17 protein-coding genes, 1 tRNA gene, 1 other RNA gene and 1 pseudogene are annotated in these 21,407 nt (G+C 65.2%); 13 read left to right on the top strand and 7 right to left on the bottom strand.

The annotated features are described in order from the left end of the window. Positions 1-252 precede the first annotated feature (252 nt). The 3 genes from ACK543_RS04945 to dapF all read right to left on the bottom strand — a co-directional run bounded on the left by ACK543_RS04945 (position 253) and on the right by dapF (position 3,076). A complete protein-coding gene (locus tag ACK543_RS04945) occupies positions 253-1,227 on the bottom strand; it encodes a tyrosine-type recombinase/integrase (RefSeq protein ID WP_409941736.1) in 975 nt (324 codons plus the stop codon). Positions 1,228-1,496: 269 nt separating this feature from the next. Further along, positions 1,497-2,198 carry a DUF484 family protein gene (locus tag ACK543_RS04940; protein ID WP_409941735.1) on the bottom strand — a complete coding sequence of 234 codons (702 nt, stop codon included), beginning with the start codon at positions 2,196-2,198 and terminating at the stop codon, positions 1,497-1,499. Next, complete coding sequence (gene dapF / locus ACK543_RS04935; RefSeq protein WP_409941734.1) at positions 2,195-3,076, bottom strand: diaminopimelate epimerase; 882 nt, start codon at positions 3,074-3,076, stop codon at positions 2,195-2,197. The genes ACK543_RS04940 and dapF overlap by 4 nt, the downstream gene beginning before the upstream one ends. A 132-nt stretch (positions 3,077-3,208) precedes the next feature. Between dapF and ACK543_RS04930 the strand changes: the two genes are divergently transcribed. The 4 genes from ACK543_RS04930 (at position 3,209) to ACK543_RS04915 (ending at position 8,638) form a co-directional block, all read left to right on the top strand. Further along, entirely contained in the window at positions 3,209-4,918 is a 1,710-nt protein-coding gene (locus ACK543_RS04930) for an MBL fold metallo-hydrolase (protein WP_409941733.1), read from the top strand. Between the two features lie 167 nt (positions 4,919-5,085). Next, a complete protein-coding gene (locus tag ACK543_RS04925) occupies positions 5,086-5,880 on the top strand; it encodes an rRNA pseudouridine synthase (protein WP_409941732.1) in 795 nt (264 codons plus the stop codon). Between the two features lie 124 nt (positions 5,881-6,004). Then, a complete protein-coding gene (locus ACK543_RS04920; RefSeq protein WP_409941731.1) occupies positions 6,005-7,267 on the top strand; it encodes a YjgN family protein in 1,263 nt (420 codons plus the stop codon). A 171-nt stretch (positions 7,268-7,438) separates the two neighbouring features. Then, positions 7,439-8,638, top strand: a complete 1,200-nt coding sequence (locus ACK543_RS04915) for a M48 family metallopeptidase (RefSeq protein ID WP_409941730.1) — start codon at positions 7,439-7,441, stop codon at positions 8,636-8,638. A gap of 64 nt (positions 8,639-8,702) precedes the next feature. On the opposite strand, the gene rnpB is transcribed toward ACK543_RS04915, so the two are convergent. From rnpB to rtcR, 4 genes are all read right to left on the bottom strand, one after another. Next, positions 8,703-9,182: RNase P RNA component class A (rnpB, locus tag ACK543_RS04910), an RNA gene on the bottom strand. 76 nt (positions 9,183-9,258) lie between these two features. Continuing rightward, positions 9,259-10,596: a transposase gene (locus tag ACK543_RS04905; protein ID WP_409941742.1), complete on the bottom strand. Its 1,338-nt coding sequence runs from the start codon at positions 10,594-10,596 to the stop codon at positions 9,259-9,261. Beyond that, positions 10,554-10,877 carry a hypothetical protein gene (locus ACK543_RS04900; protein ID WP_409941729.1) on the bottom strand — a complete coding sequence of 108 codons (324 nt, stop codon included), beginning with the start codon at positions 10,875-10,877 and terminating at the stop codon, positions 10,554-10,556. The genes ACK543_RS04905 and ACK543_RS04900 overlap by 43 nt, the downstream gene beginning before the upstream one ends. 84 nt (positions 10,878-10,961) lie before the next feature. Further along, the gene (gene rtcR / locus ACK543_RS04895; RefSeq protein WP_409941728.1) at positions 10,962-12,593 is read right to left on the bottom strand and encodes an RNA repair transcriptional activator RtcR; all 1,632 of its coding nucleotides are present in this window, start codon (positions 12,591-12,593) and stop codon (positions 10,962-10,964) included. Between the two features lie 348 nt (positions 12,594-12,941). Between rtcR and ACK543_RS04890 the strand changes: the two genes are divergently transcribed. From ACK543_RS04890 to ACK543_RS04850, 9 genes and pseudogenes are all read left to right on the top strand, one after another. Further along, positions 12,942-13,007: transfer RNA gene (locus ACK543_RS04890), tRNA-OTHER, on the top strand. 289 nt (positions 13,008-13,296) lie between these two features. Then, the gene (locus ACK543_RS04885) at positions 13,297-14,439 is read left to right on the top strand and encodes a slipin family protein (protein WP_409941727.1); all 1,143 of its coding nucleotides are present in this window, start codon (positions 13,297-13,299) and stop codon (positions 14,437-14,439) included. Positions 14,440-14,522: 83 nt separating this feature from the next. Further along, the gene (locus ACK543_RS04880) at positions 14,523-15,209 is read left to right on the top strand and encodes a hypothetical protein (protein WP_409941726.1); all 687 of its coding nucleotides are present in this window, start codon (positions 14,523-14,525) and stop codon (positions 15,207-15,209) included. Positions 15,210-15,230: 21 nt separating this feature from the next. Further along, on the top strand, positions 15,231-16,454 hold the full coding sequence (locus tag ACK543_RS04875) for an RtcB family protein (protein WP_409941725.1): 1,224 nt from the start codon (positions 15,231-15,233) through the stop codon (positions 16,452-16,454). 6 nt (positions 16,455-16,460) lie between these two features. After that, positions 16,461-16,961 (top strand): DUF4275 family protein, encoded by a 501-nt coding sequence (locus tag ACK543_RS04870; protein ID WP_409941724.1) that lies wholly within the window; start codon positions 16,461-16,463, stop codon positions 16,959-16,961. Positions 16,962-17,062: 101 nt separating this feature from the next. Next, positions 17,063-17,869 (top strand): nucleotidyltransferase domain-containing protein, encoded by an 807-nt coding sequence (locus ACK543_RS04865; RefSeq protein WP_409941723.1) that lies wholly within the window; start codon positions 17,063-17,065, stop codon positions 17,867-17,869. Positions 17,870-17,898: 29 nt separating this feature from the next. Beyond that, the gene (locus ACK543_RS04860) at positions 17,899-18,963 is read left to right on the top strand and encodes an AAA family ATPase (RefSeq protein ID WP_409941722.1); all 1,065 of its coding nucleotides are present in this window, start codon (positions 17,899-17,901) and stop codon (positions 18,961-18,963) included. Positions 18,964-18,969: 6 nt separating this feature from the next. Next, on the top strand, positions 18,970-20,796 hold the full coding sequence (locus ACK543_RS04855) for a DUF2201 family putative metallopeptidase (RefSeq protein WP_409941721.1): 1,827 nt from the start codon (positions 18,970-18,972) through the stop codon (positions 20,794-20,796). Continuing rightward, a pseudogene (locus tag ACK543_RS04850) lies at positions 20,796-21,272 on the top strand (RNA 3'-terminal phosphate cyclase); the annotation flags it as partial. The gene ACK543_RS04855 and the pseudogene ACK543_RS04850, both read left to right, overlap by 1 nt. Positions 21,273-21,407 lie beyond the last annotated feature (135 nt).

Raw genomic sequence — 21,407 nt, 5'->3', positions numbered from 1 at the left:
ACCGACGCACCAGGTCATCCAGCGTCCCGCACGGTGGGGCGGGCCAGCCGCAGCAGCATCAACCCGACGCCCGCCAACCCGAGGCTACACCGATACATCGCTACGCTGAGCGCCGTCGCCGATCCGGCCGCTGATAACGCCACGGTGCCTGCGGCCAGACCAGCGATGCCCATATCCAGCGGCACGTGCCCGTAGGCCCACAGCCGCATGCGGCGGCCAGCGGCGGCATGCCGTCTTGGTGCCGCTGCCTTGTCAGGGCTTCTTGCGGGCCCGCGGGTGGGCGGCGTCGTACACCTTGGCCAGGTGCTGGAAATCCAGGCGTGTATAGACCTGCGTGGTGGTGATGTTGGCATGACCCAAAAGCTCCTGCACGGCACGCAGGTCGCCGCTGCTTTGCAACAGGTGGCTGGCAAACGAATGGCGCAGCATGTGCGGGTGGACCGGCGTGGTCAGCCCTGCCTGCTGGCTGCGCTGGCGCAGCCGCAACCAGATCGATTGGGCCGTGAGCCGTTGGCCGCGCTGCCCCACAAACAAGGCCGCGTCCAGCCGGGAGGGGTCGCCCCCCCCGAACGGCGCAGCCCGCACGGCCAGCCACGCACGCAGGGCCGCGGTGGCAGCCGCGCCCACCGGCACGCTGCGCCGCTTGCTGCCCTTGCCAAACACATGCGCTTCGCCCGCATCCAGGTCCACCCAGCCACGCCGCAGCCGCTGGGTGTCGGCGCTGGGTATGGCATCCAGGCCGGCCAGCTCGCCCACCCGCAGGCCGCAGCCGTAGAGCAGCTCCACCATGGCGGCGTCGCGCGCCTCCAGCCACGGGTTGCCCCCCGCGTGCTCAAACTCCGCCAGCCGCACCGCATCATCCACACCAAGCGCCTTGGGCAGGGGCTTGGCCGCCTTGGGCGCGCGCACGTCCTGCACCGGGTTGTGGGCCACCAACCCCTGCCGCCCGGCCCACCCATAAAACCCGCGCCAGCCCGACAGGATGAGCGCAATGCCCCGCCCGCTGCGCCCCGCACTGTGCATCTGCGCCACAAAGCGGCGGATGTGCGCCGTCTGCAACTGCAAGAGCGGCATATTCACGCCCGCAGCCATGTGGGCCAGCCGTTGCAGATCCAGGGTGTACAGCGTGACGGTGCGGTCAGCCAAGCGTTTTTCGACCCGCACATGCTCCAGGTAGCGCTGGACGTGGGGGTCCGTGGGGGGCTGCGCGATGGCCACGGCGGACATGGCGTCAGTGGCGCACAGGGCGCTGCGGACGACCGCGGAGTGCTAAGCGGCCAAGCGGCTGAAACTGGCGCGCGTCAGGCGCGGGACGCCGAGCAAGGGCCGCCCCGCAGCGAGGGCGTCGTCCCCCTGCCCGCGCAGCGCAGCGAAGCGAGAGCGGGGGCTGAGAGCCGCGACTCCAGGCCTGCCTGCGCAGGCCTGGACGGCCTCGAAGGACGGCACCCTCCGGTTGCTGCGCGGAGCCGCGCAGCGGCTCAGGGGGGTGTCTCATCTCATTTCAAGCGGATCAGCGCCGCACTGGCCAGCTCGGCCATGCGCGCCAGGAAGTCGGTGCCCATGGTGGCATCAAACCGCTTGGGGTCGGGTGAGCCCAGCACCAGCAGGCCAAAAGCCGGTGTGGCGCTGCCGATGGCCCCGGCGCGCAGCGGCAGCAGCGCCAGCGACTGGGCGGGCTCGCTCGCCTCGGCCGCCAGCCAGCCCGCGGGCTCGAAACCCAGGTTGGGCCCACAAAAGGGCATGGTGAGCGACGAGGCAAAGGCGCGGGCGTCGTCACTGGCGCCCTGGGTGAAGTCGGCGTCCACATAGGGCGCAGCCACCTCCCACACGCGCACGGCGGCCTGCGGCACGTCAAACAGGGCGCGCAGGCCGCTCACCACGGCATGGGGAAGGTCGAACGGGTCCCTGACCTGCAGCAGCGCGCTGGTCCACTGGTGCACTTTGGCCGCTATGCCAGCGTTTTCCGTGCTGTTGCGCACCATGTCCATGATGCGGTGCTCCAGCCCTTTGATCTTCTCGCGCAGCATCTCGGCCTGGCGCTCCTGCAGGCTCACGGCGCGTGCGCTGTGCGGGCTGGTCATCTGCACACTGGCCAGCAACTCGGCGTGGCGCTCAAAAAAACCCGGCGTGTTCGTCAGGAAGTGGGCGATGTCGTCTTCGGTGATCGGGGCAAGGGGAGAGGGGGTGGACGTGGTCATGAGAGGGTGTCAGGTAGGTCGATCTGGCCTTCGAACACGGTGGTGGCCGGGCCGGTCATGAAAACGGAGTCGGCCTCGTCGCCGCTCCAGGCGATGGTCAGGCGACCGCCGCGGGTATCCACCTGCACCGTGGTGTCTAAAAGACCCAGGCGAATGCCCGAGGCCACGGAGGCACAGGCACCTGAGCCGCAGGCCAGGGTTTCGCCCGAGCCGCGTTCGTACACACGCAGCCGCACATGGTTGCGGTCCACGATCTGCATGTAGGCGGCGTTCACGCGCTGCGCAAAGCGCGGGTGGCCTTCGATCAGCGGGCCGGTGCGGGTCACGGGGGCGGTGTCCACGTTGTCCACCAGTTGCAGCGCGTGGGGGTTGCCCATGGAAGCGACTGCTACCAAAACAGGAGCATCCATGCCAATAGAGTCAAGCGCGACTGGCCATTTTTGTCCCAAACCCTGTGGCACGGGCTGCAACCCGGCGGTGTCAAAGGGCACGCGGGCCGGGTCAAACACCGGGCGACCCATGTCCACGGTGACGCGGCCGTCGGGCGTGAGACGGGGGGTGATCACGCCGCTTCGGGTCTGCACGCGGATGGTGTCGCGGTCGGTCAGGCCCTTGTCGCGCACAAAGCGTGCAAAGCAACGCGCGCCGTTGCCGCACTGCTCCACCTCGCCGCCGTCGGCGTTGTGGATCACGTACTCAAAATCAATGCCCGGGGCAGGCGACGGGCGCACGGTAAGGATCTGGTCTGCGCCCACGCCAAAGTGCCGGTCGGCCAGAAAGCGGTACTGCGCCGCCGTGAGGCCCAGCCGCCCGCGGGTTTCGTCGAGCACCACAAAGTCGTTGCCAGCGCCCTGCATTTTGGTGAAGCGAATCTGCATGGGCGGATTATCGTTGCTGGCGCGGCCTGCGCCCACCCACACGCATTGCGATGCATGGGCTGGCCACGGCGGTCGGCTCTCCCGAGACTGTCGCAGGCAGGTCGGGCGGGCCGACGGCTCGATAATGGGCTGATGCCCCGCACCCACCAACAGTTGCACCCCCACCGCGAACCCGCAGCCACCCGTGCCGCCGCCACGGTGCTGCTGCTGCGCGATGCGCCCGCCAGCGCCGACTCGCCCGGCGGGCTGGAGGTGTTGATGACCCGGCGCTCGCCCACGGCCAGCTTTGCGCCCAATGCCTATGTGTTCCCCGGCGGCGGCATCGATGCGCTGGATGCCGCACCCGCCACGCACGCCATGGCCGACCGCCGCGCCACGCAAAACGACCTGCACCTCACCCAGGCCATCGCCGCCATTCGCGAGAGCTTTGAAGAGCTGGGCGTGCTGCTGGCCCGCCATGCCGATGGCCCGCGCCAGGGTCAGTGGGCCGATGGCTCCGACATCGCCGCCCTGGAGCGCCACCAGCCTTTGGTGGCGCAATGCCAGGCCCATGGCCTGCGCCTGGCGACGGACGCCGTGTTCCTGCTGGCGCACTGGACGGCCGACCGCGACCTGGCGCGCCGCTTTGAGGTGCCGTTTCTCGTGGCCCGCATGCCCGAGGGCCAGCAGCCCGTGGCCGACGAGGCCGAGCAGTTCGAGCCCGTGTGGGTGCGCCCTGCCGACGCGCTGGCGCGGCACGAGGCCGGACAGTTCTTCATGATCTTCCCGACCATCCGCACGCTGCAGCGGCTGGCCCGCTTTGCCCGCACGCAGGACGTGCTGGATGCCCTGACCGACGAAAAACCCCTGTGGGTGAGCTGCCCCCGCGCTGGCATTCTGGCCGGCAAGGAAGCGCGCTACATGGAAGACGAAACCCCGTTTGGCGAGCTGGCGCTGGTCTGCCCCGATGGTCAAATCGCGCACCCGCTGGACTGGCAGGCCGAGCGCCCTGTGCCCCTGCTGCGCAATGTGCAACGCCTCACGGCCCCCAACCCTGGCGTGATGACCGGCCCGGGCACCAACAGCTATCTGGTGGGCGACCCCGCCACCGGCTTCATTGCCATCGACCCCGGCCCGGCCGACCCCGAGCACCTGGATGCACTGTGGCGCGCTGCGGGCGGCGACATCCGCATGATCGTGTGCACCCATTCGCACCCCGACCACGCGCCCGGCGCGGCGCCTCTGCAGGCCTTGTGCGTGCAGGCGGGCAAGCCCCGCCCTGCGGTGCTGGGCCTGCCCTCGGCACCCACCGCGCGCGCCGCCAGCCAGTTCACGCCCGACCGTTCGCTCCACCACCTTGAGCTGCTGGTGCTGACCGGACCAACGCCGGAAGGCCCCGTGACGCACACCCTGCAGGTCATCCACACCCCCGGGCACGCGGCCAACCACCTGTGTCTGCTGCTGATCGAAGACGGCCTGCTGTTCAGCGGCGACCACATCCTGAACGGCAGCACCACCGTGATCGACCCGCCCGATGGCAACATGGCCGACTACCTCGACTCGCTCGACCGGCTCGATGCCGTCTGCGCGCAGCATGGCGTGGAGTTCATCCTGCCAGCCCACGGCTACGTGCTGGGCGGCCCGGTGCTGGGCGCGCGCCAGTCCATTGCCCGGCTCAAGGCCCACCGGCTCGCGCGCGAGGCCAAGGTCATGGCCGCCATGCAAGCCCAGCCTGAGGGCACCATGGAAGACTGGGTGCGCCATGCGTATGACGACGTGCCGCCGCGCATGTGGCCGGTGGCGCAGCGCTCGCTGCTGGCCCATGTGGAACGCATCCGGGCGCAGCAGCCCGGCAACCACTGACGCGCACGCGCCTTCTTTCAAATCGACAAAAACCGTTCACGCTGAGCCTGTCGAAGCGCCGCATGGCGCCTCAACCATCCCGGCAAGACCGGTCCATACCGGTTGTTTGCCAACTGGACCACGCACCCTGGGCCGAGCCCGCACCCTTTACTCAGCCCTCCTCTTCCATGACCGACAAGCACTCCGACCCCTCCCACATCCGCCTGGCCAAACGCGTGGCCGACCAGCTCAACTGCTCGCGCAGCACGGCCGAGCAGTTCATCGAGGGGGGCTTTGTGAGCGTGAACGGCCAGGTGGTGGAGCTGCCCGGAGCCCGCGTGCGCCCCGATCAGGCCGTGGCCGTGGCGCCCGACGCCAGCCTGCTGGCGCTCACCCCCGTCACGCTGCTGTTGCACAAACCGCCGGGGTTTGAAGCGGGGCTGGCCCAGCCCGCCGGTGCCGCGGCCACGGCCGCGCATGGCAGCCGCAGCCAGGGCGCACCCCAGGCGGTCACCCTGCTGAGCGCGCAATCGCACCTGGCCGAAGACGCCTCGGGCATCCGGCTGCTGCAGAGGCACTTTCGGCAGCTGGAATGCTTCACGCCCCTGCCCACCGAGGCCAGCGGCCTGGTGGTGTACACGCAGGACAAGCGCATCGCACGCAAGCTGGCCGAGGACATCGAGTCGCTGGAGCAGGAGTGCATCGTCGAGGTGGCGGGCACCATCGCCCCGGGCGGCCTGCAGCGGCTGTGCCACGGCCTGTCATTCAACGGACGGCCGCTGCCCCCCATCAAGGTGAGCTGGCAAAGCGAGACCCGGCTGCGCTTTGCGCTAAAGGGCATTCGCCCGGGGCAGATCCCGGCGATGTGCGAGGCCGTGGGCCTGTCGGTGGTGGCCCTCAAGCGCATCCGCATCGGCCGCGTACCCCTGGCCAAGGTGCCCGAGGGGCAGTGGCGCTACCTGCAGCCTTGGGAGAAGTTTTAGACCGCAGGTCATATTGCTATTAAAAAAATAGCTGCAAGGGCAATACAAGCGTGCGCAACTGGGCATTTTGATACAAAAACCTGGCACACAGGCTACACTGCTTCGCCCACAGGAGAGAGCGCTCATGAATCAGCATCCCGCAGCCGGTCAGCCGGCTGGCCCGATGTCCCCTTTTTTGCCCCAGAACATCGACGCACACCCCATGGAATTCACCGGCAGGGGTGGCGAGTATTTCCGGGTCTGGATCGTCAATGTGCTGCTGTCCATCATCACCCTGGGCATCTACACGCCCTGGGCCCGTCGCCGCACGGCGCAGTATTTCTACAGCCACTCGTTTGTGGCGGGCAGCCCGCTCGAGTTCACCGCGCAGCAGCGCAAGATGGTGATGGGCTTTGTGCTGCTAATGCTGCTCACGATTGCCTACAACATCGCCGCCAACACCGGGCAGGACCTGGCCGTGGGCCTGTTCCTGCTGGGCGGCGCGGCGCTGGCGCCCTTTATCTGGGCCAGCGCCATGCGCTTTCGGCTCAGCGCCACGCGCTGGCGGGGCCTGCGGCTGCAGTTCAGCGCCAGCTGGAAAGAGGTGTACCTGGCCAGCTGGCCCGTGTTTGCGCTGGCCGCGGTGTGGTTTGGTGTGTTCACCGGGCTGCAGATGCTGTCGCCCGAGCTCGCCCAGGCGCTTGATGCGGCCGATGACACCCCGGCTGCCAAAATGCCCCCGTTCACGGCGGCCATGGGTGCGCTGGTGGCCCTGGGCGTGCTGCTCTCCATCCTGTGCGTGATCCGGCTCGAGTTCAACTTCAAGAGCCTGCTGGTGCGCAAGGCCCGCCTTGGCAACGAAGGCGGTCGCTGGAAGCCGGTGTACATGGATTTCGTGATGATCTGGCTGGCCACCGTGCTGGTGTTTGTCTTGAGCGTTGCGGGCCTGATCCTGGTGATCACCGCGCTGGCGGGCGGCTCCATGGCGCTGCTGGCTGGGCAGCCCAGGGCCTCTGGCCTGTGGATGGTGCTGCTTGTGATCGTGGCCTTTGTGGGTGGCGTCTTTCTTATCTTCCTTGCCTCGGCACCAGCCCGCGCATACCGCGAGGCCCGCATGTTCCAGCTCATGTGGAACAACGTGGGCGTGAGCCAGGTGGCGCGCTTTCGGTGCGGCCTGCGCACCGGCAGCTACGTGGGGCTGCGGATCAAGAACATGCTGCTCACGCTGCTCACCCTGGGCTTGTACCGACCCTTTGCGCTGGTGAGCGAGTACCGCATGAAGTTCGAGTCGGTCACGATGCATGTCAAGGGTCGGGTGGACCAGCTTGCGGGCGCCATGGCGCGCCAGCAGCAGGGCGCGCTGGGCGACGCGCTGGCCGACGCGGCAGGCCTGGACCTGATCGGCTGAAGTGAAGATGCATCCCCCTGAGCGGCTTCGCCGCCTGCCCCTTCTCTCGCGCTGCGCCCGGGAAGGCGGACGCCGCCCGTGCGGCGGGGCGGCCCTTGCACGGCGGCCCGCGCTACGAGTACGCCGGTTGCAAGCCCCGGCAACGGGGCAAGGCATAGCGTGGCAGCAAGCATGAACGTCGCCGCTTCTGCCCCCGGCGACCTGCTGCCCGGCCGCTGGTTTGACGGACGCAGCAGCCAGGCGCAGCCGGTGCTGGTGGGCCTGCAGCCCACGGCCCAGGGGCCCTCGTTGCGGCTGCACCCCCTGTCGTCGCCCGGCGCAGCGCCGATCGTCTTTGCCTGCGGCGACGTGGGCTGGCCCGAGGCCTGGAGCGACCAGCGTCCCCAGATGCGCGTGGTGGTGGACCTGCGCCACCAGGGCAGCCTGGAGATCGACGCCGTGAGCGCCTGGCGCGCCGCGCTGGCCGCAGCCGGCGAACGCCCCGGCATGGCCCAGCGCATGCAGACACGCTGGTCCGTGCTGCTGGGCGTCACGCTGGCAGCCATCATCGGGCTCGGTCTGTTTTACCGCTACGGCACGCCGTGGGCGGCCACGCAGATCACGCGCCATGTGCCGCTGGGCTGGGAAACCAGCATGGCCGACAACGTGATGCGGCAGCTGGACGAGGGCATGCTCAAGCCCAGCAAGCTGCCCGCCGATCGGCAACAGGCCTTGCGGGCCCGCTTCGATGCGCTGGTGCAGCAGACCTCCGCCACGCCACACCGCTATCCGGACTACCGCCCCGCGCTGGCGCTGGACTTTCGCGCCGGCATGGGCGCCAATGCCTTTGCGCTGCCCGGTGGTCGCATCGTGATGACCGACGGCATGGTCAAGGCAGCCGCCGACCAGGGCCTGCCCGACGAAGCCCTGATGGGCGTGCTGGCCCACGAAATCGGCCATGTGATGCATCGCCACGGCACCCGCATGGTGGTCGAGCAGGGCGTGCTCAACGTGGGCCTGGGCCTGGCGCTGGGGGATGTATCGTCGCTCGTATCCACCGGCGCATCGCTGCTGACGGGGCTGGCCTACAGCCGCAACCACGAGCGCGAGGCCGACTGCTACGCCATTGCCGCCATGCGCCGGGCCGCGCTGCCCACCGTGCCCATGGCGCAGCTGCTGCTGGCCGTGGCGCGGGACACCAAAGAAGAAGCGGCTGCCAAGTCCGGCAAACCCCGCGATGCCAACACCGGTGCAGCCCAGCAGCCCCCGGTCGCACAGACACCCCGGCCCGACCCGAGCCCGGTCTGGTCCCTGCTGAGCAGCCACCCCGATACCGTGCAACGGGCCATCGAGCTGGAACAAGGCCACGCGCCGCACTGCGGCAAAGGCTGACCTGTTGACCACCGCGAAGGTGCGCAGCAACGTGGCTGCGCGAGCTGCGCCGAAAAAATCCATAGTGTGAAGCGCGCCGATAAGCCGGATTCTGTGCGCTGCCGACCCTCTCGCGAAGGCCCGCAGTGTGACCGCCATTACTCTGGGCCGGGGGTCGCCCACCCGGCTCGGTGCTACCTACCCGCCAACTCTCCTCGCGGATCCACAAGATCGAGAGAGGTCGCCCTGCTCCCGTGGCTGGCCTACTTGGTATTGCTGCGCGTAGAGATTGCCCGTTTCACCCGAAGCGGACGCCGCCCGCTTCGGGTGGCTATGGTCTTTGCGGCTTGCGCCGCAAACCGTCTGGCTTGCGCCAGCCGTATCCGCTTGCGCGGACGACCGATAGAACACCTTCGGTGGCTTGTGCCTGCTCCGACTCGTCTCTGTTGCTCTGATCCTCACCTCACGGTGGGCAGCCGTTAGCTGCTACGCTGTCCTGTGCAGTCCGGACGTTCCTCCAGTGCCTGGTTTCCCAGATTGCACCAGCGGCGGTCTGGCGTGCTTCACAGTGCCGATTATCCTACTGCCCGCGTTGTCCCTGACTCGCGCACGTCGTCAACGATTCAACCTATTTTCCTCAGTTACCCGGTAGCGACCGCCTCCGGGAGTTTGGTGTTGGGGACAAAGGCGAGGATTTTGTCTGCGATGTAACGTGCCAACGCAAACCAACGTTGGTGCCCCGTCAACTGCGGCGCAGCGCTTCGAATGTGCGCCACACCCGCGTGAATATTGGCGATCATCGCTTTGATGTGATGACCCGCCTCATGGGTCATCACCAGCACAATTTTGTTCACCCTGGCGTGGCTGGTGAGCTTGCCCACTGCATCCAGCAGCTTGGGGCGACTGGTCTTGGCCTCCAAGCGTGACTTCGGATTGGCCAGGCGCACGTACCAACTCCACCAGTTGTAGACCAACGCCACCGCCCGCGCGCTCAACGCGCAACGCTCAATGTCTTGGGTGCTGTAGCCACCCCAACCCCACTGGTTTTTGATCTCGTCAAAGCCGTTCTCACAATCGGCTCGGTCTCGATACAGTTGCCCAATTTGCACCAGATCGTAGTCGGCATTGCTGACCAGCACCGCGTACTCCCAGCTCTTGACGGGCTCGTTCTCGTCAATGAAGAGCAGATCAATTTGATCCTTTTGTGTTTTGCTCTTTTGCTCCAGCACCAGGTCTGTCTTGCGCTGGCGACGCATGACGACCACGCGCCGCTTGGTGCTCCAGCCCGACAGACGCAACTGATCTTCACAGCCCGTCCAGCCCTGGCCCATCTCGCTCCAGTTTTGCGGTCTCCACTGGCGTTTGATGAGTTGTTTGACGCCCGCGGTTTGGCGTAGCTTGAACAGGTAGGGTTGCTGGAGTTCTTCGAGCTGCAGCATCTCGCCCTGGCTGCCATAGGCACTGTGACCCCTGACCAGCTTGGGGCGTTGGTCTGCTGGTAGGCTTTCAAGCAATGCTTTGAGCCCGCACTGCCCGTAGGAAGGGCTGTGCTGGTTGCCCGCTTGTAGCTGCGCATCCAGTACCAGGCGCAGGTTGCCGATCCAGTAGGTGTGGATGATGTGGCTGGGTCGTCCCGGCTTTTGCGGGTTGTAGCTCACCACGGCACCTTCTTGGTGGCCATACAGCACTTTGACGGTGGTGTCGCAGTCCAGTATCCAGCCGGTCTGTGTGGCGTTGGCGATGCTGTGGCGCAATTGGGCTTGCATCCATTGCTCGGCTTTGAGGGCTTGGGCTTGTTGGGCTGCGCGCTCTTGTTCGTTGTGCGCGGCCTTGGGCGCGGGGGCTATTGCCGCCAAGGCGCGGCGCAGGCTGTCGTCGCCGATGATTTTGTTCATGCCCAGCACTTCTTTGGCGACACCGTCACCGCGCAATGCGCCTATGTGGGCGTAGCGATCTTGTCCATTGAGGATGCCCAGCATCCAGGTGCCCAGCACATCAACCACCGCGGGGGCGTTGGGGCTGCTGTGCGCAGCGGGCAGCTGCTGCGCCAGTTCTCAAACAAGCCACTGGCTTGCAAAAATTCGGCAAAGAATGCCAGCTGGCCTATCGCTGTGGCCTTGCCCTCGTTGCTCCACTGAACTTCAAACACGCCACCGGGGGTCTGCACGCGGGTGGCTTGATCCAGCTCTTGCTTGATTTGTTCGATGGCCTCCTGACAGGCCTGAGTGCTCTGGTTCTGTGTCAATGGCGATTCACTCATTTGGTGGCTCCTCAAATCGTTCGCTAACCCGCATGGAGTCTACGTTTGCGGCGGCCTATATAGGGGTAACTGAGGAAAATAGGTTCAACCGCTGCTGCTGAGCCGCTCCCAATCCAGGCCAAACCGAGCCAGGTATTTACGCAGCCGGTCTGCGTCGTTGACCACCGTGCGCTGCGTGCGCGATGCCTGAAACAGCAGGCGCCCCGCATCCGACAGGGTACGCGCCTGGCGGCACACCTGTAGCACTGCTGCCAGTTGCAACTGATCGAACATATCCATGGACGCCACGGCGCTTTCTCCCAGCAAGTCCACCAGATCGCTCCGACCTGGTGTACCCGCAGCGGATGCCAGACCATGGCGCGCATCGCTGGCAGGCTGCCACAACCACCGCAGACGGGCGATCTCGGCCTCGACGAGTGGCAGCCCGACGCGACCGCCGTCAGCCAAGGTCGCCAGGCGCGTCACGCTGGCCGACAGGTCGCGGAAGTTCCCCGTCCACAGAGCTTCGGGGGACTGGGCGTAGCGCAGGTAGGCTGAGCGCGCCTCGTTGGAAAAGCGCACGATCCGACCCAGTTCCTCGGCCGCCCGCTGCAGCAGATGGTCCACGTTCGGCGCGATGTCTTCGGGTCGCTGCGCCAAGCCGGGCAACACGTAGCTCCAAAGGTTAATGCGCGCGAACAGATCTTCCCGAAAACGCCCGGCAGCCACCTCGGTGCGCAGGTCGCGGTTAGTGCCCGCCACCAGTTGGAAGTCGCTTTCCACCTCTCGGTCGCTGCCCAGGGGGTAGAAGCGCTTTTCTTCCACGGCCTTGAGCAGCATGGCCTGCTCATCCAGACCCAGCTCGCCGATCTCGTCGAGGAAAAGCACACCCTTGTGCGCCGTGCGCAGCAGGCCTGCACGGTCGGCCGCAGCGCCTGTGAACGCGCCCCGCTTGTGGCCGAACAGGGTGGACGCCGCGCCGTCGCCGTGCAGTGTGGCGCAATTTACCTCGACAAACTCGCCCTCCACCTGGTGGCGCGATTTCTTCAGCTCGTACATGCGTCGGGCCAAGTGCGACTTGCCTGCACCCGTGGGGCCTGTAAACAAGATGGGGGCGGGCGAGCGCACCGCCACGCGCTCCACCTCGTCGATCAGTGCGTTGAAACGGGCGTTGCGCGTAGCGATACCGCTTTTGAGGAACTGCACGGCGTCGCGCTGCTCTGCGCCGAAGCGCTGGGCGATCACGTCGTAGCGCGAGAGGTCCAGGTCGATCAGCGTGTAGCTGCCGGGGTTGCCCGCTTGCTGACGTTTGGGCGGTGATGTTTGCACCAGCACACCGGGAATGCGGCGCGACTCCACCAGCAGGAACAGGCAGATCTGCGCGACATGCGTGCCGGTGGTGATGTGCGTCCAGTACTCATCGCGCTCGGTGTCAAAACGGTAGGCCTGCGTCCAGTCGTACAACTGGGCATAGACCTCGCCAAAGTCCCACGGGTCGGAGATTGGTAGTGGCACCAGGTTGACGGTCGTCTCGGGCGAGGCGGTGACCATGTCCGCGCGCACCAGGAGGGCCAACTCGCGGTGCGGTGGGGTGTAGAGCAGCTCCAACCGCTCGATCACCACATCCTCATGCTGTACCAGCGATACGGAGGGGCGCCATTTTTCCCACCGCCCGGATCCCTTGCCAGAGTCGAGCTGGGTGCCCAGAAATCCGATGATGACCCTGTTTTTCATCATTTTATTTTTCTATTTAACTAGCTTGTATTCTAGTTATCTTGAAACTCGCATGCCAGTCCGCTCTCATCAAAAAGACATTATTTACATACAAATCAACAACTTGTGAGCATCGATCGCCATCCATCGCACGCTGGCACACATCTGGCAATACAAGACACATCCAGCGCAAACGGTGACCGCTCACAGGCAGGGGTTAGGACGGCAGTTCGCCCCACCGGTGCCGGACGTCCGGGGCCTTAGGGTTCTGTCGATGTTCTGCATGCCGCACATCGCAAACGCTGGGTAATGGCACGGTGGTAGTCACCATTCGAAAGGACTGCCTGGTGCAACTCCAGGCGTGCCTCCACTGGTAGCTCAGTCTGGTAGAGCCCCGCCGAAAGGCGGTTGTCGCAGGTTCGATTCCTGCCCATTACTGCAGCCGCAAGGCTGTAACTCTGTACCGGTCGAAAGACCACCCGCCGAACGCGGGGAGAGGCTCCGAGGTTGCGCCGCAACCGACAGGGTCCCACCCCGTCAGACGGTGGCGGTTTGTGCCAGCCCCCGGCACAACCGGCGCCCGCAGCCAGCCGCGCTGCTGCCCCCCCAGCTTGGGAGCCGGGGCAGCAACCAGGCGCACTGCACGGCCCTGGCTGCGCTCCCTGGCACCTCGCCATCGCTGTAACGGCAACCCGATACGACAACGAAGAAGAAAGAGGAAAACAAAATGCGGAAGTTGTTTCAACGTGCCACTGTGAAAAAGAACGAACGCGCCCTGCTGCTGCGCAACGGCAGCTTCGACCGCGTGCTCCAAAGCGGCACCTACTGGCTGTTTGCCGGCATGGACCAATTGCGCGTGGAGACCTTCGCCCTCGAACAACCTGCCTTCACCCACGGCCTGGCCGAATACCTGATGGCGCAGGAGCCTGCCGTGGTAGCGGCCGAATTCGTGCAGGTGAACCTGTCGGAAACCGAAGTGGGCCTGCGCAGCGAAAACGGCGTGCTGGTCGAGGTGCTGCCCCCTGGAACCCGCCGCCTTTATTGGAAAGGCCTGGTGGAGGTGACCGTGCAGGTGATCAACCTCGAAGCCGGCCCCGAGCTGCCCGCCGCCCTGGTGGCGCGCCTCACGCACACCCAACTGCGCCAGCGCAGCGTGACCGGATTGACCGGCGTGCTGCAGGTGCAGGTGCCCGAGGGCCAGTGCGCTCTGCTGACGGTAGACGGCAAGGTGGAGCGCCTGCTGACGGCGGGCACCTACGCCTTCTGGAAGTACGGCCGCACCGTGACCATGGAGCTCGTGGACCTGCGCCTGCAAGCCGTAGAGGTGTCGGGCCAAGACATCATGACCCGCGACAAGGTGAGCTTGCGCCTGAACCTGTGCGCCACCTACCGCTACACCGATGTGCTGGGAGCCTTTGCACAGCTGCAAAAGCCTGCCGACCACCTGTACCGCGAGCTGCAGTTTGCGCTGCGCGCCGCCGTGGGCACCCGCACGCTCGACGAGCTGCTGGAGAACAAGACGGTGATCGACGAAGTAGTGACCGCACACATGGCTGCCAAGCTGCAGCCCTATGGCATGCAACTGGAAAGCGTGGGCGTGAAGGACATTGTGCTGCCCGGCGAGATGAAAACCATCCTGACCCAGGTGGTGCAGGCCCAGAAGCAGGCCGAGGCCAACGTGATCCGCCGCCGCGAGGAAACTGCAGCGACGCGATCCCTGCTCAACACCGCCAAGGTGATGGAAGACAACCCCGTCGCCCTGCGCATGAAAGAGCTAGAGACGCTGGAGCGTGTGGCCGAGCGCATCGACAAGATCTCGGTGTTTGGCGGCCTGGACCAGGTGCTCAATGGCCTGGTGAAAATGCGATGAGCACTCATAGACAAAGAGAAGATCGTGATGAAAGCAAAAAAATGACTGCGCGCGAAAGACGCCTGAGCCGGGAAACCACTTCCGTGAGTTGCGAGTCCGTGGGGCTGGACCCAGCGGTTTACAGCGCGGCCGTGCGCTACCTGTTCGACCGTCCTGTGCCTGACAAAAGCGGTCAGGAGTGGTACTGGAACATCGAAGAGCCCGCGTTCGAAGCCACACCGGTGCAATGGACGCACATCCAGACCGTGTTGTTCGCTAACGCAGGCTCCCACCTGGCGCCCTACAGCGACGATCAGGTCGGCATGGGCCTGAACCATGTGATGAGCAACAACGCCGGAGACATCCCGCACATGGTCAATGACCCGTCCGTGCCGCTGGCTGATGCCATGCGCATGGTGCGGGCCTTACCCACTCTGTGGCGCGATTGCCTTGGCCCGCGCCTGAGCGCTGCCGAGCCGAGCGCGATCGGAAACAGGGGCGACCGGCTCTACTTCGTGAGCTACATGTGGTTTGACGTATGGCCCACGTTCTGGAACGCCAAGCACGTTCCCGAATGGTGCGACGCGATGTGGCAGGTGTTTTGCGAGATGCTGGCTATGCCCTGGCGTGAAGCGCAGATATCGGCGTTGCACGGGATCGGCCATGAGGGCAACCGCCTGAACCGGCACCAGGAATTGCAGGCACACATGGATGCTTTCATCCGCCAGGTGAAGAACGACGACGAACTGAAAAACTATGCCCAAGCCGCAGCGCGTGGAATGGTTCAATGAACACAAAGACGAAAGAACAATATGAACAACAACTACGAACAATACGAAGTCCCCAATGGCGTCCCCGTGAAGATGTGGACCAACGGCGTACCCGTGGAAGAAGAAGCCCGAAACCAGCTGCGCAACATCGCGCGCCTGCCCATCGTGTTCAAGCACGTGGCAGTGATGCCCGATGTGCACCTGGGAATCGGCGCGACCATCGGCTCGGTGGTGCCTACCCTCAAGGCCATCATCCCCGCTGCGGTGGGGGTGGACCTGGGGTGCGGAATGATGGCGTGCAAGACCACGCTGACCGCCAGCGACCTGCCCGACAACCTCTCTGGCGTGCGCGCCGCCATCGAGCGCGCGGTGCCGGTGGGGATGACGCCCAAGCGCTTTGGTCGTGATAAGGGAAGCTGGGATGCGCCGCCCGCTGAGACCGACCGCGCCTGGGCGGGGCTAGTGGATGAGTTCGACGAGATTTGCGAAGCGCACCCGCGCATCAAGAACACGAACAACTACAAGCACCTGGGAACACTAGGTACGGGGAACCACTTCATCGAGATCTGCCTGGACGAACACCAGTCCGTGTGGGTGATGCTGCACTCGGGTTCGCGCGGAGTGGGGAACGCCATCGGCACCCACTTCATCGAGCTGGCCAAGAAGGACGCCGAGATGAACCAGCGCAACCTGCCGGACAAGGACCTGGCGTACTTTGAAGAAGGCGCACAGTACTTCGGTGAATATGTGAAGGCCGTGGGGTGGGCGCAAAAGTTTGCAGCCGCCAACCGCGAGGTGATGATGAGCCGCGTGATTGCCGCGCTGCGAAAAGTCATCACCAAGCCATTCGAGACCCACGTGGAAGCCGTGAACTGCCACCACAACTACGTGCAGCGCGAAACGCACTTCGGGCAAGACGTGTTCGTGACCCGCAAGGGCGCGGTGAGTGCCGAGCAAGGCAAGCTGGGGATCATCCCGGGGAGTATGGGGGCCAAGAGCTTCATCGTGCGCGGAAAAGGCAACCCCGAGAGCTTCAACAGCTGCAGCCACGGCGCAGGCCGCACCATGAGCCGCACCAAGGCCAAGAAGCTGTTCACCGTGGCGGACCAGATCAAGGCGACCGAAGGCGTGGAATGCCGAAAGGATGCGGACGTGATCGACGAGATTCCGATGGCCTACAAGGACATCGACGCGGTAATGGCGGCGCAGCAGGACCTGGTGGAGGTGGTGTACACGCTCAAGCAGGTTGTGTGTGTGAAGGGGTAACGCTTTATGACGCACAAGAACCACCAGCCCGATCGAGCCCTTTCGGTAGGACCAGGAGCGATCATCCGGGAGTACAAGGCAGATGAAGCACAGCAATGGGCTCAACGCTGGCTGGCTGTCTATGCGGCTGGGGAACGTGCTCCAGGTTTGAATCAGTACCTGTGGCACACGTTCAGCTATGAGGCTTACCCCAGCGTGTGCGGCAGCGATGCCGACCGGTGTTATGCGGAACAGGATGGCTCCGAGATTGTGGTGCTGGCCAACCACCGGCGGACGGCTGTGCTGACTGATGCTTTGCCCACCCATTGCAGCATGGCGGACTATTGCGTATTTCCGCCCGATCTCGCATGGACCATGGCGTTTACCCATGAAGATGGGTGGCTGGGCCCTTACTTTGCGAAGCACCCTGACTATGCATCGCTGACAGAACGGGCCAAGCAACAACGAGTGGCCCGCCTTCGCAAGATCCAAGAAACGGAACGGGCCAGACAGAAAGGCTGGGTGTAGCCCGGCTTTGACGGACAGCTCACCAATTTTGATAGCTACTAGCGCTTATCCATCAAGCGCTGGAGCCGATTTTTATGTATAAACAAGAACAACCATCAGAAATGCTGCGCTCCGCCCACCCGGTGGAGCCCCACATGCGCGCGCAGGTGCTGGAGGCCCTGCGCGACATCGAGGCCCGGGACGATGTGACGGTGCTCTTTGCCTGCGAATCCGGCAGCCGGGGCTGGGGCTTTGCCTCGCCTGACAGCGACTACGACGTGCGCTTTATCTACGTCAACCGCCTTCCCTGGTACCTCACTGTCACGCCCGGGCGCGACGTGATCGAAGTGCCCATCAGCGGTGACCTCGACATCAACGGCTGGGACCTGCGCAAGGCCCTGGGCTTGATGCGCGAATCGAACCCCACGCTGCTCGAATGGCTGGGCTCGCCCATCGTCTACCGCGAAGAGGCGGACACCATGGCGCAGTTCCGCGCGCTGGCGGAGCAGGTGTTCTACAACGCCAAGGGCTGGCACCACTACGCGTCGATGGCGAAGAAGAACTTTAGCGAGCATCTGCAGGCCGACACGGTGCGCTACAAGAAGTACCTGTACGTGCTGCGCCCACTGCTCGCCGCGCGCTGGATACGCACCCAACCCGGCGTGCCACCCATGCGCTTTGCCGAGTTGGCCCAGCACACACTGCACCCCGTACACGATGCCGCGCTGGTCGATCAAATCAACGCCCTGTTGGACGTGAAGATGCGCGCGGGCGAAGCAGCCACCAGCCCGCGCTGGCCCGGCATCCATGCGTTCATCGAGGCCGAGCTGGCGCGCAATGCGGCAGAGCCGGTTCAGCCGCTGCCCGTGCCCGGGAACGCCGCGCTAGATGCTTTGCTGCACGACACGGTGCTGCGCTACCAGCGCTGACATGCCCCCATCACAACAAGAACAACACCATGCAAACCGTACACGCCCTGTCCCCGTCGCAACTCACCGAGTTTTTGCTGAACGTCGCCATCACCCGCCCAGTCTTTATCTGGGGCCCGCCGGGGGTGGGCAAGTCTGCGCTGGTAGAGCAATTTGCCCGCAGCGTGGGGCTGGATTGCGTGTCGCTGCTGGGCAGCCAGCTCGCGCCGGAGGACTTGATGGGTGTGCCCCAGATTGTGGATGGGGTGAGCCGCTTTTGCCCCCCCGCCATGATTGCGCGCAAGGAGCCCTACTGCATTTTTCTCGATGAGCTCAATGCCTGCTCGCAGGATGTGCAAAAGGCCTTCTACAGCCTGATCCACGACCGGCGCGTGGGGGAGTACACCCTGCCCGAGGGCTCTATCGTGATTGGCGCGGGCAACCGCGCGCAGGACTCTGCCATCGTCAAGCCCATGTCATCGGCTCTGATGAACCGCATGGTGCATGTGCACATGAAGGTGTCGGCCTCTGAATGGCTGACCTGGGCCACGGCCAACGCGATTCACCCCCTGGTGCTGGAATACCTGCAGCAGCGCCCCGACCACCTGTGGAGTTCCCCGCCCAAGCACGAAGAACCGTTCTCTACCCCGCGTTCGTGGCACATGCTCAGCGATGCACTGCACGCGTTTGGCGATGCGCCCTCGGCCTCGATGGTGGAGGCGCTGGCTTATGGCTGCCTCACACCCCAGCATGCCGCGCAGTTCAAGGCGTTTGGCAAGCTGGCGGCCGACCGGCATCGGCTGGAAGCCATTTTCAAAGGTGAAGCGCGCTGGCCGCACGCCCCTGAAGACCGTGACGTGCTGTACTTTCTGGCCCAGGCATTCCGCGCCCGGCTCATCAAGGCCCTGCCGCAAGACAAGAACGCGAATACGGGTGAATTGCAAGCCGTGGTGCACAGATCCAAGGCGATGCTCAAAGACCTAGCCCAAATCAGCCTGGAGATGGCACAGATTGCCGTGGCCGAAGAGGCCGGGCAGACGCTGCCTGCCTGGTACATGATCGAAGTGGTGCGCGACCTGCCCCGCCTGGTAGAACGCCAGGCCAAAACGGCCTGAACCCCCATGGCCAAAACCACCCACAAGCCGAACCCCGCCACGCAGGCCTTTGATGCGGGCATGGCGATGGTGAAGGCACACCCCATCTTCGGACCGCTGGCGCACCGCGTATCCTGGGTGCGCACTGCGGCATCGCTGTGCCCCGCCGATGGCTGGCTGGTGGTGCTACGGCACGATGCGATTCAAGTCCACCCCAAACGCCATGCAGAAGCGGCCGAGTGGGCTTTTGTGCTGGCGCGGGGTGTGCTGAGCTACGCCATGGATTTCTTCCAGCGCGACCGGGGCGACTGGGCGGCATGGAGCGCGGCCTGCGATGTGGCAAGCACCCGCTTCTTGGCCACTGTCAAATTCGGCACTTGCCCGCACGACATGCAGATGCCGGTGGATGCACCCGCATGGGACGAGGACCGCTGGTACCGCCAGTTTGGCGACAGCGGTGTACCCAAGTGGGTCGCCGGGCTGGGGTTGGCCGGTGCCCGCGCGACGAGCTTGCAAGCGCCCGAAGACTGGTCACAGGCACAGCCTGCGCAAAGGCGCTATGGTTTTGCCAGCACGCAAAAAACTTGGAGTGAAGTCTTTGCCGCAGGCATCGCCAACTCGGTGACGCAGGCGGTGGAAATTGCCGCAGGCACCCGCACCGCGCTGGGCACCCACACCCGCAGCGCACCGCGCAGCGTGACCGAGCGCGCGCGCAGCTGGTTCATCAGCAGCTTTCCGCTGCTGGGGTCCATGGTGGCAGCGTTCGATATTCTGGAAGATGCTGAGCTGTGCCGCCGCGAGGAGGTGATGGTGGCCGCCGTGGATGAGACCCTACGCACCATCTACCTCAACCCCGCAGCGGGCCTGAGCGAGCAGGAAACCCGCTTTGTGTTGGCCCACGAAATTCTGCATGTGGCCCTGCGCCACATGGCCCGGCAGCGGGGGCGAGATCACTACCTGTGGAACGTGGCGTGCGACTACGTCATCAACGACTGGCTGATCCAGATGCAGGTGGGCAGCGCCCCGGCGCTGGGCCTGCTGCACGACCTGGAGCTGCGCGGCCTTTCAGCCGAGGAGGTGTACGACCGCATCGTGGTGGACCTGCGGCGCATGCGCAAACTGCAAACTCTGGCGGGCCAACAGGGCGACATGCTGCAGCGCCGCCTGCGCACCGATCGTGTGCCGTTTACCGATCTAGATGCCTTCTATAAAGAGCAGCTGGGCAAGGGCCTGATGCTGCACGAGTCCCAAGGCCGGGGCTTGCTGCCTGCGGGATTGCTGGAGGAAATCCGCGCGCTGCTGCAGCCACCCATACCGTGGGAAGTAGAGCTGGCCCGGTGGTTCGACCACCACTTTCCACCCATCGAAAGCCGGCGCACCTATGCACGCCTGAGCCGCCGCCAATCGGCCACGCCGGATATTCCGCGCCCCCATGTGGGCCCCGATAGCCGCTGGCGCGACGGCCGCACGTTTGGTGTGGTGCTCGACACCTCGGGCTCGATGGACAAGCACACCCTGTCCAAGGCTCTGGGCAGTATTGCCGGCTATGCCGAGGCCAAGGAGGTGCCTGCCGTGCGGGTGGTGTGCTGCGATGCCGCTCCTTACGATCTGGGTTATCTGCCCGCGCAAGACATTGCGCACCGGGTAAAGATCCAGGGGCGCGGCGGCACCGTGCTGCAACCCGCCATCACCCTGCTGGAGAACAGCGCGGACTTTCCCAAGGAAGGCCCGCTGCTCATCATTACCGACGCGGACTGCGACCACCTGGATGTGCGCCGCCCGCATGCTTACCTTTTGGCTCCGGGACGCCGTTTGCCGTTCACGCCCCGGGGAGATGTTTTTACGATGAACTGATGGAACTGACTCAATCACCCTTCCTCCACCAGGAGCCACTCATCCTTGATGGCTCTACCGGCGAAGGCGGCGGGCAGATCCTGCGCACCGGCCTGGCCCTGTCCATGGTGACCGGGCGCCCGCTGCACATCACCCGCATCCGCGCCGGGCGGCCAAAGCCGGGGCTGATGCGCCAGCATCTGGCGTGCGTGCAGGCGGCCGTGGCCGTGTGCGGCGGGCACGTCGAAGGGGCGGAGCTGAACTCGCAAACGCTGCAGTTCACGCCCGGTGCGGTGCGCGCGGGCGACTACCGGTTTCAGATCGCAACCGCAGGCAGTTGCCTGCTGGTGCTGCAAACGGTGCTACCCGCGCTGATGCTGGCCGATGCCCCCAGCAAGGTGGAGTTGCTGGGCGGCACACACAACCCGATGGCACCGCCGTTTGATTTTCTGGAGCGGGCATTTGCGCCACTGGTTCGGCGCCTCGGCGTGGGGCTAGCCCGAATATTTCACGGCAATTGGTCGAAGGCGGAGCGAAGCGAGTTTTTCTGTTGATTTTGGGCTGCCAAGTGCTCTGGCCAGGGCTTTGATGTGCTGCAAAAGGCTATGGCGTGGTAACCAGGCACACCGGCC

Source organism: Acidovorax sp. (genome assembly GCF_046341535.1).
In the GTDB taxonomy this organism is placed as follows: domain Bacteria; phylum Pseudomonadota; class Gammaproteobacteria; order Burkholderiales; family Burkholderiaceae_C; genus Acidovorax.
This window is presented reverse-complemented; position numbering and strand designations above follow the sequence as displayed.